The organism is Pseudoalteromonas sp. 23_GOM-1509m (genome assembly GCF_000518425.1).
GTDB lineage: Bacteria > Pseudomonadota > Gammaproteobacteria > Enterobacterales > Alteromonadaceae > Pseudoalteromonas > Pseudoalteromonas tetraodonis.
The window spans coordinates 129,337-144,115 of record NZ_JADO01000012.1; the positions used below are offsets into that span (position 1 = coordinate 129,337).

The following is a 14,779-nucleotide window of genomic DNA, read 5'->3' on the forward strand; positions in this document are numbered from 1 at the left end:
GCTTTACGGGCGCTGATTTGGGTGCCCTAGCTTGCTTTTATTGCGTCAATAACGCTATGCATACGCTTTGCTAACGGCCTATTTCGGTGATGGCACACATAAATATTTTCGCTAATTGGATTTGTTAAATGATGCGTTTTAATAAGCGCAGGTTTATTAAAAGCACTTACTGCGTGTGCTGGTAAAACCGTAAAACCCAGCCCTAAACTTACCGGTTCCAGTATTAAACTTATTTGGTTAGAAAACCCCGTTTGCTTAATTTGATCAACATGTTCAAATTCACTGTAGTTTTCGCTAAGTAAAAGCTGTGCATGATGTTTTGCATCGGGGTGGCTAATAAAGCCCAGTTCATTTAATGCGCTCCATGTTGGGCTTTTTATTGCGGCCGGTGTTACCAATAGTAAAGGCTCTTGGCCTATTTTATGGCTGGTTACTTCGCTAAGGGCAGGCGCTTGAGTTAAAAAGCCAATATCGGCACTATGGTTTGCCACTGCTTGTTCAACACTGGTATTTGGAGCAAAGCGGTAATCTATAATTAGCTCCTTGTGCTCTACTTGCAGTGCTAATAGTTGATTGTAAAACTGCAGCCCGCAACTGCCAGGCGACTGTATTTTAACTAAACCGCTGTACGGTGAATCATCTTTTAATTGCTGCTCTAAAAACTGCCATTCTTTGAGTAACTGACTACCCTGCTGATATAAATTTTGACCCTGAACGGTAAGGGTAAATTGTTTACCGTGGCGCTCAAGCAAGGCGCAATCTACTTGCTGCTCTAACTTTTTTATATGTTGGCTTACGCCTGACTGGGTCATATAAAGGCGCTCGGCGGTTTGGGTAAAATGGTTTACCTCAACTAAAGTACAAAATGTATTTAGCCATGTAGGATTTATCATTACAAAATATACTCAAAATGATGATTAATGATAATTTTACTTAATGTTGGTCAATTCGTAAACTAACTCCATCAACTAAACATAGTTAAGTAGGAGTATTTATTATGAGTCATACATATCCACGTAGTTTTTCGCACATTGGTATTTCAGTACCGGATGTTGAAAAAGCCGTAGAGTTTTACACTAAAGTGATGGGCTGGTACACCATAATGGAGCCTACCGTGATCACTGAAGATAACAGCCCAATTGGCGAAATGTGTACCGATGTATTTGGTCCAAATTGGGAAAAATTTAAAATAGCGCACCTTTCAACAGGCGATCGTATTGGTGTAGAAATTTTTGAATTTAAAGACCAAGAAAACCCTAAAGACAACTTTGAATACTGGAAAACCGGTATCTTCCACTTCTGTGTACAAGACCCAGATGTAGAAGGCTTAGCGGATCGTATTGTTGCTGCAGGTGGTAAAAAACGTATGCCAGAGCCACGTTACTACTACCCTGGCGAAAAGCCGTACCGCATGATCTACATGGAAGACCCGTTTGGTAACATCCTTGAGATTTACAGCCACAGTTACGAGCTTATATACAGCGCTGGTGCTTATTAAACTTAGCTAGTCTAAAAAAGTTTAGCTAAAAACAAAGGCCGCAGTATTTATACTGCGGCTTTTTTATTTGAATAGCTTTACTAATTAGCTAAGTAATACGCCGGATATTGGCATTTTGAAAAAGTAACTACATTTTATTATTGGGGTGATGTAACATCTTTACTATTCTTACACATACCTTTGAAAAGTTTTTCATCTATATTTTTGCGCTTAATAGCATCGTATATACTGAATAAATTTTTCCTGTCGGTCTGTTCTGCGTCTGTACCAACCGTAAAATTTTGATTAATCACAGTACAGCCATATATTGGACCCGATTCACCTAGGCCACCCACATACACAGTTCTTGTTTCTCCATCGTCTGTAGTATCTTTATCTTTTAATGAAGAGTCTTCGCTTATGGGTGTTCTTTCATTCGCATTACTCACTTCAAAGTATTGTATTTGATTGTTTTCAATCCAGCCCTCGTTGGCATCCATTTGTGTAACGAGTATACCTGATGGTGGTATTTCATATACCCGAGAGCCGTCTTCGTATTTCGGTGGATGCCCGTTTGGTGCATTAAATATTATGTATAGAGAACCAACATAATTTTCAGGTATAAGGTAAATTACGGGTTCACTTTTTTTTACCTCTGTACAGGCTGATAATAACGATATCATTGAACCAAAAAACAATATTTTTAAAAAGTGTGCTTTAAAGATGGGTTTCATCGAGTCGCCTTTTTACTTAAGTAAGCCATTAAAACAGTTTTCTAAACTCGCTTTTTCAAGCAGCATACAATGACCGCTATTTGCTGGAATAGAAGTGAAACGATAATTCCAATCCGCTATTTTATGAAAGCTTAATTTGGGGTATTTATTTGCCTGTCTAAATAGTTCATCGCCTACGGTCCCTTTAAAACTACCATTATTGTTGAGAGGCAAACGGAGTGCGCTTACAATCATTGGGTAATCAGCATTAAGAGATAAGCTTAGTGGTGGCGCACCTTTGCGAACATGTATACCAAGGGAGATAGATTGCCCACCAGGACCAACAATAAATGCTTCACAATTAGGAAAAGCATCGCCAGTGATATAAGTAACTATATCCATGTGACCGCTAACAGTATCAATGTCTATAATAATTTTATACTTAACATTTAAAGTTGGCACGTATGAAAAGTCTAATCTTTCTTGCATCTGAGGAGAACCTGGCATTGCGTGATTAACTCCTCCGTATTGGCCGTCTAACTGATACTGATAAATACTATTATTAGTTGGAGGTTTTTCTTTGAGGGTAACACGCCCTTTTGGTGCAAGGTTACCAGAATATATTCTTTTCTTATCTTCCCACGGTGCTTTTGATGGATCTGATATTGTATCAATAGAACTAATTTTACTATTTTTTGTAGAAAGCCGTAGACGATGCCAAATCCTTGAGGTCGTAGGTTTAATACCACTAGGTTTTAGCGAAAACCCTCGATTATCTCCTTCAAACATTAGTCCAGACCAGCCAAAGTCTTTTTCAGGGTGAAATGAGCGTATATTAATTTCGTAGTTTGCTAATTGAATAGCCATAACCTTAATTCCATTTATTGATAATTAAAAATCCGTTTCGATAATAGTAACACCAGCTTAAGAGCATAACAATTCTGAAAAGCTTCAAAAGCACAGTACTATTGTTTGTTATCAATAAAGAATTACACGTGTTATGTAAACAAAGCCGCAGTATTTATTACTGCGGCTTTTTTGTGCCTAAAAAGAATACATTGCCTAGATGTATTAGTGCTGATAACGTGATAAAACAAAACTACTTATAACTCCATGTTTGAAATTAAGGACAATAATGAACATTTTATTGGAAGATATCACCTCTGCTAATTACGAAGAGGTATGCGATTTAGACGTTACCGAAGCGCAACAAGAATATGTAGCGTGTAATATGTGGTCGCTTGTTGAGTCTCATTATAATGTTGGGCATACCTGTAAAGCTATTTACCAAAATAATGAGCCTGTAGGCTTTTTTATGTGGGTGCAAGAAACCCCTACAAAAGTTTCTATTTGGCGTTTTATGGTAGATGAACATCATCAAAATAAAGGTATTGGCCGCCAAGCACTGACCATGGCAATTGCAGAGATTAAAATGACTTCTAAGCTTGAACAAATCGAGATTTGTTATAACCCGCAAAACCCTGTTGCTAAAGATTTTTATTCAAGTTTTGGGTTTGAAGAAGTTGGCCTAGATGAAGACGAAGAAGATATGTTAGCCATTATTAATATATAAAATTAACCCAATTGTGTTTAGCGCGTTGCTTATCGTCATAAAAATTAGTGCTTAGTAAGATGTGGAGGATGTTGCAATGCCAAATTTTTTAGCTGTGTAATGCATGAAAGCGCTAAGTCATGATATTCATCGTCACTATACAATATCTCGTTTAACAGATTAATAGATTGTATGAGTGCATTGTGCGCAGCACTTTGTTCGCCTAAAAAGTGAAGTGTGGAATAAAGGCGCTCTGTAAGAGAGGTAATTTGTATGATTTGCTGATTATTTGCACAATTATACATTTGAGCTAATAAGGACGCACTTTCAAGTGCACACCCCAAATACGGCAATGCTTGTGCAAATTGGTATCGTTTAAACAGCGCTTCGCCACTTAACTGCGCATTTTGAATATCTATAATTGCTTGCTCTGGTTGACATAAAACATGTTGTTTGTGTCGAGCACATAAAAAAGGTAAGGCCATGGGGCGTTCCATATCTGTTTATTTTTTAAGACTGTAAAACAGAAACCCCTAAACATCAAATGATAATTGTTTTTATTTGTATTTATGGGTTTGAAGCAGTTTGTTGTGTATACTAATGTCATTGTTTTGATTCTTATTTTTATAAAAACCGATATGAAAAACCCATTTTTAGCACTTCTTTTACTCAGTGGATTATCAGGCTGCAGTATAAACACAGTATCAGTATCTCAAAATTCATCCTTGTATAATTACGGGCTTTATAATGCAAAGGGCCAGCGAGTTAATTCAATATTGTCAGAGTCCACGCTTTTGAATGCCGATGTTGTTTTAGTCGGTGAGTGGCATACACACCCCGGTGTGCACTTATTTCAGGCTGAGCTGTTTCAGCAATTAAACACAAAAAATAAGCCTATTGCCTTATCGCTTGAGCAATTTAGCCGCGCTGATCAGCAAACACTAAACCTTTACCTTGAGAGTAAAATTGGCGAACAATACTTAATTGATAACACTAAGGCTTGGCCTAATTATAAGAGTGATTATCGTGTGTTAGTGGAATTGGCGAAGATGCAAAATAGCGATGTAATAGCTGCTAATGCGCCTAAGCATATTGTTACCTGTATTGGTCGCCAAGGTATTAATTATATTAATAAGCTCGACGCACAGCAGCGCAGTTTTATTGCAAAAGAGATAGATATTTCTCCAAGCCTTTATAAAGAGCGCTTTATGCAATCTATGCATCATGGAACGGCGAGTAAAAACGAAAAACTTTACGCCGCGCAAGTTACTTGGGACGAAACCATGGCTGAGTCTATCGTTAACTATATTAGTCAAAATAAGGGCACGCAGGTTATACATTTAGCCGGTGACTTTCATGTGAGAAATGGTGAAGGCATAGCGCGGGTAATTAAGCGAATTGCCCCAGAGCTTAATGTTGTATGGGTTTCGCCAGTATCAAAAGTACAACCTGAGCAAAATGGTTATCAATTAGAAGTTAACGCTTTGCCTGCTCGCTATGTGCAAAAAGCACATCAACAAGCGGCATTTAAAGCTTTAGCCAAACGAGGGGAGAAAACACAGTGCCAATAATAGGTTGGCACTGTGTTTGTGTAATACACTTTTTAATATTTACTTAAGCGTAAATGTGCCTTTCATCATGGCGTAATGGCCAGGGAAAGAACAAAAGAAAGTGTAATTGGTTCCGGCGGTTAAGCCGCTGGTTTTAAAAGTAACTTCGGTTGTTTTGCCGCCGCCAATAATGTCTGTAGCACCAATCACGCGACTATCATTAGGCTTTATGTGGTGGTTGCTAAGCCCTGCTGCGTTGCCATCTGTGATAATACCTTGCATGTTTTAATCGTAGATAGTACCCAGTTATGACCCATTACATTGGCAGGTAATTTACCGGTGTGACTAAGCTTTACGGTCACTTGTTTACAGCTTTTAGGGGCGCTTAGTGTTTTAGTTGAAAACTGCATCATATCGTTTGCATCTATATTTAGTGTGCATTCGTCTGCATATGCAGCATTGGTACTCAGTAGCAGTGAAGTACTTAGTAAGGCTATTAATTTTTTCATACTGTCTCTGCTAGTTGGTTTGAGCTGTTTCGTGCTTGATTTGTTAAGGCTACAAGTGCTTTTCGCACGGCTATTGGGCTATCGCACTCGTTCGCAAAATTAATAAAGTAATTACGCTTGTGGCTTTGTATATAAAAGCCTGTGGGTAGTAGGCCGCTCATTATTGGGGTGTTATCAGCTACGCTGTAGTGCTGCATTAATATCAGCGACATGGCATCTTGATGATCTTCATTCATATGAGTGATCATGCTTTGCTGCTGGCTTTCATCCCACTTTTTAGGCTGAGCTTGCCATTCGTTTTGTTCAAGCCAAAATATTTTTCCAAAGCCGCCAATATAACGTACACGGACTACATCTAATTGCCAAAGCTGAAAATCATGCGCATTGCGATAGCCTGCAGCCTCAGGATACAAAGCTATATATTTATCAAGTAGTACTTCGCATCGATCCTTTGTCACAATAGAGCCATCACCTACAAGTGTTACTCGCCCATGTTCGTTTTGATCGCCATAATCGGCGGCATCAAAAATAGTCAGACTCATGCGTGAGTCCTGTTTTAAATTTTTGGTGTGCTGAGCTATGTCACTAATAAAAAAGTAGATGCGACCTTGTTCGTCACACATATAAGGTGTAACAGAGCCAAACGGATAGCCGCGTAAATTATTTGAAATGGTCGACATTACGCCGGCATGGGTTTTAAAAACGAGCGTACGTGCGTCGTTTAATGCTTGCTCTCTCATGAAAACTCCTGACGTTGAGAAAAAACCATGGGCGCATCGTTATAAGGATGAGGGTTAACGTGCAATTTCATGGCGTACATTTGTTGTAAGTTTTGTGCTGTTAAAACGGTATTTATAGACCCGCTTTGCAGCACTTTTTGGTTGTGTAATAAAATAGCGTTGGTTGCATAAAGGCTTGCTAAATTAAGATCGTGTATAGCAATAATGGCGCTGTTTCCTTGCTCTACAAAGGTTCTAACACAGCTAAGTAAAGTGTGTTGATGACGCATATCTAGCGCTGATGTTGGCTCATCGAGCAACATTAATTTAGGCTCAGTTTGCGCAGTAAAAGCATCTAACTGGGCTAATGTGCGCGCCATATGAACACGCTGCTGTTCGCCGCCCGAAAGCGCACTCATTCGACGTGTTAGGTAATGGGTTAAATCCATAAGTGAGGCATATTTTTGAACTTTATTGGCTTGTGCTTTAAGAGACTCTGTATAGGGATAGCGACCCATAGCAATGAGTTCAAATACACTAAAATCAAAGCCAACATGGTTACTTTGCATCATTACAGCGCGCTTGCTAGCTAATTGCTCTTTAGAAAATGAATGCAAAGGCTTGGTATTAAATAGTATATCTCCCTCAAAGGGATGCATGCCTGCCAAAGTATGCAGTAAGGTTGATTTACCTGCGCCATTTTCGCCTATCAGTGCGACAAGTTGTCCTGCTTGGATATTGCCGCTAATACCCTCTAAAACACGATGCGTGTTAAAGCCTATATTGAGGTTGTTAAACGTGATCATGACCAATCTCGCTTATTTTTAATGATCAAATATATAAATAGTGGAGCGCCAAGTAACGCCGTTATAATGCCAATTGGCAGCTCCGCAGGCATAACAACCAAGCGTGCCAACCAATCTGAAAGTAGCAACACAATGACACCTAAAAGCATACAAAGTGGTAGCATATTTCGTAAATGAGGCCCAACCATGAGGCGTGCGATGTGAGGGACAACTAAACCAACAAAGCCAATTAAACCTGTTAGCGCAACCACCGCACCTACGCCCAATGCAACTAATATAATGACGTATAATTTAAGCTTGCTGGTATCGACGCCTAAGTATTGAGCTTGTGATTCACCGATAAGAAGTAGATTCATTGGCTCTTTTAATCGCCATAGCCCGATAAGGCTCAGTAAAAGCAAAGGACTCGCCTGTTTTATATTATCCCAGCTCGCACCGCCTAATGAGCCCATGGTCCAATAGTTAATTAACCGCAGTGCGCTGTCATCGGCATAAAAACTTAATAATCCAATAACAGCGAATGCCAATGCATTAATGGCGACACCGACTAATATAAGCGTATTTATATTAATTTGTTTTTGTTGTTTTGAGACTAAATATACCAGCGACGTTACTGATAGTGCGCCCAAAAATGAGGCATACGGTAAGTAGTGTTGGGCGTTAAAATTAAATTGTGCACTAAGGGCGATAAAAGCAACCGCGACCATTGCAGCGCCTGCGCTTATACCAATAATAGAGGGATCAGCAAGCGGGTTACGACACAGCGCTTGGGTTGCAGCCCCTGTTTGTGCAAGTACTAACCCCACCATCACTGCAAGTACAAAACGAGGCAGGCGTATTTGTGTAACCACATTGATTTGTAGCGCATCAAATTGACTAAAATGTTCAGGAGCTAGCCATGCAATCGCTAAACGCCAATCCCATCCTGCTGCTCCATAACCTATGCTAAGTAATGCTAAAGCAAAAATGCAGCCATAACTTAATAGCATCCACTTATGCGGATTACTGAGTGTTATGGCGTTAAAACGATTCAAAGTTAACGTGCTCATAAGCGTGTTTTATACTCATGCAATGCTTGAATCGCAGTTGCAATACGCGGCGACATGCCCAGTGAAAGTAAACTGTCCATGACCAGTAATTGACACTCTTGCGCTGCTTTTAATAAACGAAGTGTAGGCTGTTTACAAAAGGCTTTTTTACCACCAAGGCTTTGCACAACATGCGCTGGCGCCACTAAAAAATCGGGCTGACTTACAGCCAGTACTTCACTGTTAATTGCTTTAAAGCCTGTATGCGTAGCAGCTATATTGGTAATGCCCGCATAATTAAACAGCAAGTTGGGCACCGTTTCTTGTCCTGCTGCGACGAGCCCACGCTCATTAGCTGAAAGTAAAAACAAAGCGTTGTGGGTCTGTGTTTTTGCTTTAGTAGGTAACGATTTTTTTATTTTAGTAATCAGATTTTGAGCTTTTAGGTTTGCATCTAAATCACTACCAAGGTGCTTAATTAGTTCAAGTAGTTCATTTACAGAAGTCGGTTTTTTATAGTGAATAACCTTCACTCCGGTCGCTTCTATTTGCTTGAGTGCCTGCTCCCTTCCCGCACCTTCAAGTGCAAGTAACGTAGTTGGGCGCATTGAAAGCACTCCCTCAGCGGCTAGATCTCGATAGTAACCTACCTGTGGCAACTGTGTTGCTTGTTGCGGATACATACTTGATTGGTCAACCGCTACTAAACTATTTTGCTTTTCTAGTGCGTAGATTATTTCAGTTAATGTACCGCCAGCGCTGATCACACGCTCTTTAGCGAGTGCTGATTGAGTGGCTAAAGCCAGAAAAAAAATTAGGTACTTCATAACAAACTCCGATTTTATTTTTTAGTATTATAACCATTTTAATCTAAATGAAAATGATTATCATAATCAATTGATCTTGGTTTGGGTTAGTTGTACCATTTAAAAGTAAATAATAACTATTATCATTTGGAGTGGAGATGAATCCCTTTTCTTTTAAATTTACAGCATTAGCCTCTTTGTTAATTAGCTCTGGTAGCACACTGGCCGAAAATGTTATTGACGATCATATTGTGGTTAGTGGTTCTCGTTTTGAACAAAAGCTTGAAGATGTGACTGGCTCAGTAACGGTTATTACCGAACAAGATATTGAGCGTCAACTCGCTGTAGATTTACAAACTATGTTTAAATACGATCCAAGTATCTCAAGTACTGGCAGTGGCGCAGGCGCGCAAACATTAACTGTACGAGGTGTTGGTGGCAACAGAGTTGTTTTTATTAAAGATGGAAGACGCACTAACGATGGCTACGCTGGCGGCGGCGGTTATTTAGTGGGTCGAAACTACTTTGATGTTGCGGGTGTTAAACAAGTTGAAGTTGCAAAAGGGGCGGCATCATCGCTATATGGTTCTGATGCACTAGGGGGAATTGTAGTAATAACAACTAAAGACCCGAGCGATTATTTAGTGGATCAACAAAGCTTGGTAAAAGTAGCGTTAGGTTATCAAGGCCAAAGTAATCAGGTTGCTGCTGATATTACAGCAGCAAAAGATTTAGGTGACTTTGCTATTAGCGCTGTTTATAGCCATCGCGATAGTGAAGAAGTACAAAACTACGTTGAAGATTTACCAGGTTACGATGCCCGCTCGGACGCTTTGCTGTTTAAAGTTGAGCAAAAGCTTGATGAAAAACGCACCCTTAAGTATACCTTAGATTACTTTAATCAAACGACAGAACAAGTAATCACTCCATCCATTCAAGAAACCGAAGACGAAGACACAAATATCTCATTTGCACTCGATTATGATTCAGATATGGCAACAGCTATATTTGATAAATGGTATGGGCAACTATCTTATAGTCGATACGAGCAACAAAGTGACCAAATAAGCGCAGCTAGAAATTACATCGATTATAATGACTACGGGTTTGAGCAAGATATTTTAGGCTTAAAAGCGGTATTTAGTAAGGAAGTTAAAGGAGAAAATACCGAGCATGAATTTGTTTATGGAATCGATATTGATTTATATGATACTACTCGACCACGCTTAAAAACCCGTGTATTAAATGATGGTACTGTTGATTTTACGAATGAAAAACAAAAAGCATTTCCTGGCGCCGATACTTCTTTAGTTGGTGTATATATGCAAGACAGTATTAAATTTAATGAGACTGATTGGTCGTTAGTTGCGGGTATTCGTTACGATTATTATGCACTTGAAGCAAAAAAAGATGCGCTATACGCTGACGCCGAACTTGATGATATTACCGAATCTGCGTTTTCACCAAAGCTGGGTGTGATTTATCAGGTAGACGATAATTTATCTTGGTATGGGCAATATGTTCGAGGCTTTAAAATACCGCCACACGACCAAGCTTATCAAAGCCATGGTGTTGAGCCATTTTATCAAATATTACCAAACGCAGATTTAGACCCTGAAAGCAGTGACTCATTCGAGATCGGATTAAGATACGCAAGTAGCGATATTAGTGTAAATCTAAGTACTTTTTATGCTGCCTATGATGACTTTATCGAAACAACAATCGCGGGTGTTGAACCAACTTATATTCCTAATGTAAATAAAACATTTTACCAATATCAAAATATTAGCGAAACCCAGATCAGCGGTGTAGAAGCTGGTATTGCTATGTATGTTACCGACGATATTTTATTAGAAGCCAATGTTGCTTACGTAGATGGTGAAAACAAAGACTCTGACCAGCCACTTACTAGTATTAGCCCGTTAAATGGTTCTATATTAGTAAGCACTGAGTTTGGCAATGTTAATTGGACCGCTGCTTGGCGTTTAGCCAAGGCACAGTCTGATGTAGTACGTGATACTAATGGTAATAAAACAACACAAGGTAACGGTTATGGTGTTGTTGATTTATATGCAAATTATCAGTGGCAAGCATGGCAAATGAATGTAGGTTTACTTAACCTACTCGATAAAGAGTACGTACCGTTTGAACTTATTGCTGGTCAATCCAAAGGTACTGATTTTAGCCAATATAGCCAACCAGGACGTAATGTTTCGGCTCGGATAAGCTATCAGTTTTAATTAATATTAAAAGTTGTATATATACCAATCGGCATAAATATCTGAATAATTTAACGGATTGAATTTTTTTATGTCTAAGCTGATTGGTATATAAAGCACTAGAAAACACTGCGTATTGCACCATAGTGTAAAGGGGATTTACGTCCCTATAATTTTCGTACTGCTCATATATTTCAATAACACTATGCATACATTTTCAAAAGAGTGCGTTTAAATCAATATTGGTTTACTAAAGGCACTTATGACATGCGTATTCAACACGAGAAACCTAAGCTAATTATAAAAAGGAGGTATCAGCTCGAACAGGTTACATCACTCATATCAAAAGTATGCGTTAAACTATCAGAATTTTTATCAATTACTATCAGGTTATTCTTTTCAATGTAAAACGTATATTCGCGCATCCAATTGAGTTTAGCAATTCGCTTTAGCTCATAACGGCCAAATGCTAGTGGGCAATTTAAATACGCATAATGATAGGCTTTCCCCATCGCGCCAGGGTCTGCGGTGTAAATATAAATAGTACGATCAGTAAACGTGCTTTGTTTGTGAATATAATCAGGCGTTGATAATGAAGAACCATTGACTAAAATCCCTAAACACAAAAAAGGAATTTGTATTACACCGACTAATGTAAGAATGATATAGAACAACCACTGGGCTATTTTATTTTTAATTATGCTTTTAATTTTTTTAGGTTTGGTGAAAAGCAGTATTAAACCCGTAATTACCAACACTAATTTTATATAAAGTAGATTATGGCTTAATGTATCCATAAGCCGTGGTGAGTGCCAATTTAACCCCCATAGCGCTCCCCCGTGCATGCTTTCTAGGAATGGTAACAATAAACATGCAGAAATAAGAAAAATAATTAACGAGCTATTATTGCTGCTTGTATCCATTTATTTTTGTCCTTTAAATCTAACCGGAGTCGCTGTATTTTAGTGTGATATTTATAACATGTTTTATAATACAGCGTACCTAAAATGTCATAATGCAAACAGCTATTTTATGATATGAAAGTGACTGTAAAGGGGGTTAACAGCGGCTATGTATTATACAAAAAAATAAAAAAAGCGCCTTAACCACTACATTAAGACGCTTTGGATGAAAAACTATAAATAACTAGACGTTAAAATAGCTAATCGGGACTATGAAATTGTTAGAATTGATAGGCCAATGACATCTTAAATTGAGTAGGCGCACCTGGGTAAACCCATAATGCGTTGTAGCTACTTTGGGCATATTCTTCATCAAAAATGTTGTTAACACTGATATTTAACTTGGTGCGCTCGGTTAAATTTACTTGTCCAAAAATGCCAACTAATTGATAACTCGGTAAGTTAAATGTTAAATCGGCGGCATCGCCTAATCGTTCACTGGTGTACTGATAACTAGCCCCTAGCTCAAGCTCTTTACCAAGCAAGGCTGTTTGATGGCTAAGTGTTAGGTTTAAGTTGTTTTTAGGTACATTGACTAATGGGCTGCCTTTTTTTATTGGCACGCCCCAATCAGCATTTATTATGTCGTTTGCCGTACTGGCATCTATATAAGCGTAAGATAAATTAAACTTTGTATCATCAGTAATGTAAGTACTTAAATCGAGTTCAACACCTTTACTGTTTGCTTTACCAATAGGCGCTGAAAAGCCAACGTTTACAGGGTCGGCTACTAACATATTACTTTTAGTGGCATCAAATAATGCCAGGGTACCCGCTATGCCTTGGTAGCTAAATTTAGCGCCTACTTCAATTGAGTCACTGTATTCAAAGCCAAATGGGTCGCCACTTGCATCTGTGCCACTTAATGGTAAAAAGCCTTCAGAGTAACTGCTGTATAAGGTTACAGCGTTGTTTAGCTCGTATACTAAGCCTATTCGCGGGCTTACTTGGCTCTGTGAGCTACTTGAAAGCACAGCACTTTTGGTTTCTAAAATGTCTTGATCTACGCTATCAAACCTAAGGCCAACTAATAGCTTAAATTTATCAGTCAGATCCATTTGATCTTGAACGTATATACCATAAGCATCTTGTTGTTCGTTGTTTTCGTAGAGTAAACCTACTTCAGGACGCGCAACGTTATAATTAGGTTGATAAATATCAATTGTGTAGGTGCCGTTACCGCCGCGATAACGATAAAGTCCAGTGCGTAAGTCGTATTTGTATGCATCGGCTCCGATTAATAAATGATGGGTAATGCCTGCGGTATCAAAATGCCCGCTTAGCTCAAATTTAAGGCTGGTATCATCAACTTCATAATCGCGGTAGCGCTGTTGGCGGGTAAGTGTGCGGCCATCATCGAATAATGATTGGCGCGAGGGTGCAAGTTCAGCATCAGACGAAAACCCAGTTAGTGAAGAGCTGCGGTAGTTTGCGCCTACAACGAGTGACCATTCATTGTTTATATCATGATTTAAAGTCACTTGGTGACCACGAGAATATACTTGCGTGTCACCATCGTTTGGATTGCCTAAATAGCGCGAGTTAGGGACAGTATTAAAATTATCATTAAGTACAACAACCCCACGGTCAAATAGCTGGGCTAAATCAACGTATTCAAATTCATAAGTGATGCTGGTTGAAGCGTTTATTTGATGATAAATCGATGGTGTAACCACCTTTTTATGGGTGTACACGTCATCGCGGTAGCTGTCGCTATCTTGCCATGCGCCATTTATTCTAAATGCAGTGTTATCGTTAATGCCGTTTGTATAGTCACCTTCAACGCGATTAAAATTATCACTACCTAAGCTGAGCTTTAGCTCACCCTGTTGCTCAAACTGAGGTTTTTTGGTCACGATATTAACTGTACCGCCGGGCTCTGAGCGGCCATAAAGTGCGGAGCCTGGGCCTTTTAATACTTCAATGTACTCAATGTTTGATACATCACGAGGGCCGCTGAATCCGCGCCCACCGCTAAAACCATTAATTAAGTAACCCGATGGCATGTTTTCGTTACCCGATAATCCACGAATCGAAAAGCTATCCCATAATGCGCCACTGTTATTTTTACGTGAAATACTGGCAGAAAAATCCAGCGCATCTTGTAATTGAGTTATTCCTTTTTGATCAAGTATCGCGTTATCGAGGGTTTCGATTGATTGTGGCATTTGCTTTTGAGGAATATCGCCTCGGTAAGCTTGTTTATATGTAACCGCAATTTTCTCTATTGGTTGACTTTGGGCAAGGCTTTGTGCGCTTGCACTTAAGCAGGCTAAGTAAATTAATGAGTACTTCATAAAATGCTTTTTAGTAACGTTATATTATAACCAAAACTATAGCATGTGTTACTTTATAACAAAATGTTTTTTTGCGCTCTATGTGTGCGTCTAATTTTTACACTAGCGACTATGCAGCTATCACGTTAAGATGGATAAAAA

General features: G+C 39.0%; 14 protein-coding genes and 1 pseudogene. 4 read left to right on the forward strand and 11 right to left on the reverse strand.

Annotation, left to right across the window (positions count from 1 at the left end):
- Positions 1-26: 26 nt before the first annotated feature.
- A complete protein-coding gene (locus tag N523_RS0106270; protein ID WP_028834630.1) occupies positions 27-893 on the reverse strand; it encodes a LysR family transcriptional regulator in 867 nt (288 codons plus the stop codon).
- A 104-nt stretch (positions 894-997) separates the two neighbouring features.
- Between N523_RS0106270 and N523_RS0106275 the strand changes: the two genes are divergently transcribed.
- Positions 998-1,498: a lactoylglutathione lyase family protein gene (locus N523_RS0106275; RefSeq protein ID WP_008130525.1), complete on the forward strand. Its 501-nt coding sequence runs from the start codon at positions 998-1,000 to the stop codon at positions 1,496-1,498.
- A 137-nt stretch (positions 1,499-1,635) separates the two neighbouring features.
- Here the strand turns inward: N523_RS0106275 and N523_RS0106280 are convergent, their stop codons facing one another.
- The gene (locus N523_RS0106280) at positions 1,636-2,211 is read right to left on the reverse strand and encodes a DUF6843 domain-containing protein (RefSeq protein ID WP_028834631.1); all 576 of its coding nucleotides are present in this window, start codon (positions 2,209-2,211) and stop codon (positions 1,636-1,638) included.
- Between the two features lie 12 nt (positions 2,212-2,223).
- Entirely contained in the window at positions 2,224-3,057 is an 834-nt protein-coding gene (locus N523_RS0106285; RefSeq protein ID WP_010388758.1) for a hypothetical protein, read from the reverse strand.
- A 268-nt stretch (positions 3,058-3,325) separates the two neighbouring features.
- On the opposite strand from N523_RS0106285, the gene N523_RS0106290 reads away from it, so the two are divergent.
- Complete coding sequence (locus tag N523_RS0106290; protein ID WP_028834632.1) at positions 3,326-3,763, forward strand: GNAT family N-acetyltransferase; 438 nt, start codon at positions 3,326-3,328, stop codon at positions 3,761-3,763.
- A 44-nt stretch (positions 3,764-3,807) separates the two neighbouring features.
- Here N523_RS0106290 and N523_RS19530 read toward each other — a convergent pair whose 3' ends face one another.
- The gene (locus tag N523_RS19530) at positions 3,808-4,227 is read right to left on the reverse strand and encodes a hypothetical protein (protein ID WP_036959702.1); all 420 of its coding nucleotides are present in this window, start codon (positions 4,225-4,227) and stop codon (positions 3,808-3,810) included.
- A gap of 153 nt (positions 4,228-4,380) precedes the next feature.
- Here N523_RS19530 and N523_RS0106300 point away from each other — a divergent pair, with 153 nt between their 5' ends.
- The gene (locus tag N523_RS0106300) at positions 4,381-5,313 is read left to right on the forward strand and encodes a ChaN family lipoprotein (protein WP_028834634.1); all 933 of its coding nucleotides are present in this window, start codon (positions 4,381-4,383) and stop codon (positions 5,311-5,313) included.
- A gap of 39 nt (positions 5,314-5,352) precedes the next feature.
- On the opposite strand, the pseudogene azu reads toward N523_RS0106300, so the two are convergent.
- From azu to N523_RS0106325, 5 genes and pseudogenes are all read right to left on the reverse strand, one after another.
- A pseudogene (azu, locus tag N523_RS18960) lies at positions 5,353-5,801 on the reverse strand (azurin).
- Entirely contained in the window at positions 5,798-6,541 is a 744-nt protein-coding gene (locus N523_RS0106310; RefSeq protein WP_028834635.1) for a HugZ family pyridoxamine 5'-phosphate oxidase, read from the reverse strand. The pseudogene azu and the gene N523_RS0106310 overlap by 4 nt, the downstream one beginning before the upstream one ends.
- Positions 6,538-7,326 (reverse strand): heme ABC transporter ATP-binding protein, encoded by a 789-nt coding sequence (locus N523_RS0106315; protein ID WP_051440314.1) that lies wholly within the window; start codon positions 7,324-7,326, stop codon positions 6,538-6,540. The genes N523_RS0106310 and N523_RS0106315 overlap by 4 nt, the downstream gene beginning before the upstream one ends.
- Positions 7,323-8,375: a FecCD family ABC transporter permease gene (locus tag N523_RS0106320; RefSeq protein ID WP_024602445.1), complete on the reverse strand. Its 1,053-nt coding sequence runs from the start codon at positions 8,373-8,375 to the stop codon at positions 7,323-7,325. Before N523_RS0106320 ends, N523_RS0106315 begins: the two co-directional genes overlap by 4 nt.
- A complete protein-coding gene (locus tag N523_RS0106325; RefSeq protein WP_028834637.1) occupies positions 8,372-9,181 on the reverse strand; it encodes a heme/hemin ABC transporter substrate-binding protein in 810 nt (269 codons plus the stop codon). Before N523_RS0106325 ends, N523_RS0106320 begins: the two co-directional genes overlap by 4 nt.
- 137 nt (positions 9,182-9,318) lie before the next feature.
- Here N523_RS0106325 and N523_RS0106330 point away from each other — a divergent pair, with 137 nt between their 5' ends.
- On the forward strand, positions 9,319-11,400 hold the full coding sequence (locus tag N523_RS0106330; RefSeq protein WP_028834638.1) for a TonB-dependent hemoglobin/transferrin/lactoferrin family receptor: 2,082 nt from the start codon (positions 9,319-9,321) through the stop codon (positions 11,398-11,400).
- Between the two features lie 293 nt (positions 11,401-11,693).
- Here the strand turns inward: N523_RS0106330 and N523_RS0106335 are convergent, their stop codons facing one another.
- Together N523_RS0106335 and N523_RS0106340 are read right to left on the reverse strand one after the other, a co-directional pair.
- Positions 11,694-12,302, reverse strand: a complete 609-nt coding sequence (locus tag N523_RS0106335) for a hypothetical protein (RefSeq protein ID WP_028834639.1) — start codon at positions 12,300-12,302, stop codon at positions 11,694-11,696.
- Positions 12,303-12,562: 260 nt separating this feature from the next.
- The gene (locus N523_RS0106340; protein ID WP_028834640.1) at positions 12,563-14,638 is read right to left on the reverse strand and encodes a TonB-dependent siderophore receptor; all 2,076 of its coding nucleotides are present in this window, start codon (positions 14,636-14,638) and stop codon (positions 12,563-12,565) included.
- Positions 14,639-14,779: the final 141 nt, after the last annotated feature.

What these genes read in the sequence shown, in the direction of transcription:
- N523_RS0106280 (WP_028834631.1), bottom strand. Translation starts at nt 2,211, where the DNA reads ATGAAACCCATCTTTAAAGCACACTTTTTAAAAATATTGTTTTTTGGT.
- N523_RS0106325 (WP_028834637.1), bottom strand. Translation starts at nt 9,181, where the DNA reads ATGAAGTACCTAATTTTTTTTCTGGCTTTAGCCACTCAATCAGCACTC.
- N523_RS0106285 (WP_010388758.1), bottom strand. Translation starts at nt 3,057, where the DNA reads ATGGCTATTCAATTAGCAAACTACGAAATTAATATACGCTCATTTCAC.
- N523_RS19530 (WP_036959702.1), bottom strand. Translation starts at nt 4,227, where the DNA reads ATGGCCTTACCTTTTTTATGTGCTCGACACAAACAACATGTTTTATGT.
- N523_RS0106340 (WP_028834640.1), bottom strand. Translation starts at nt 14,638, where the DNA reads ATGAAGTACTCATTAATTTACTTAGCCTGCTTAAGTGCAAGCGCACAA.
- N523_RS0106315 (WP_051440314.1), bottom strand. Translation starts at nt 7,326, where the DNA reads ATGATCACGTTTAACAACCTCAATATAGGCTTTAACACGCATCGTGTT.
- N523_RS0106300 (WP_028834634.1), top strand. Translation starts at nt 4,381, where the DNA reads ATGAAAAACCCATTTTTAGCACTTCTTTTACTCAGTGGATTATCAGGC.
- N523_RS0106310 (WP_028834635.1), bottom strand. Translation starts at nt 6,541, where the DNA reads ATGAGAGAGCAAGCATTAAACGACGCACGTACGCTCGTTTTTAAAACC.
- N523_RS0106270 (WP_028834630.1), bottom strand. Translation starts at nt 893, where the DNA reads ATGATAAATCCTACATGGCTAAATACATTTTGTACTTTAGTTGAGGTA.
- N523_RS0106320 (WP_024602445.1), bottom strand. Translation starts at nt 8,375, where the DNA reads ATGAGCACGTTAACTTTGAATCGTTTTAACGCCATAACACTCAGTAAT.
- N523_RS0106335 (WP_028834639.1), bottom strand. Translation starts at nt 12,302, where the DNA reads ATGGATACAAGCAGCAATAATAGCTCGTTAATTATTTTTCTTATTTCT.
- N523_RS0106275 (WP_008130525.1), top strand. Translation starts at nt 998, where the DNA reads ATGAGTCATACATATCCACGTAGTTTTTCGCACATTGGTATTTCAGTA.
- N523_RS0106330 (WP_028834638.1), top strand. Translation starts at nt 9,319, where the DNA reads ATGAATCCCTTTTCTTTTAAATTTACAGCATTAGCCTCTTTGTTAATT.
- N523_RS0106290 (WP_028834632.1), top strand. Translation starts at nt 3,326, where the DNA reads ATGAACATTTTATTGGAAGATATCACCTCTGCTAATTACGAAGAGGTA.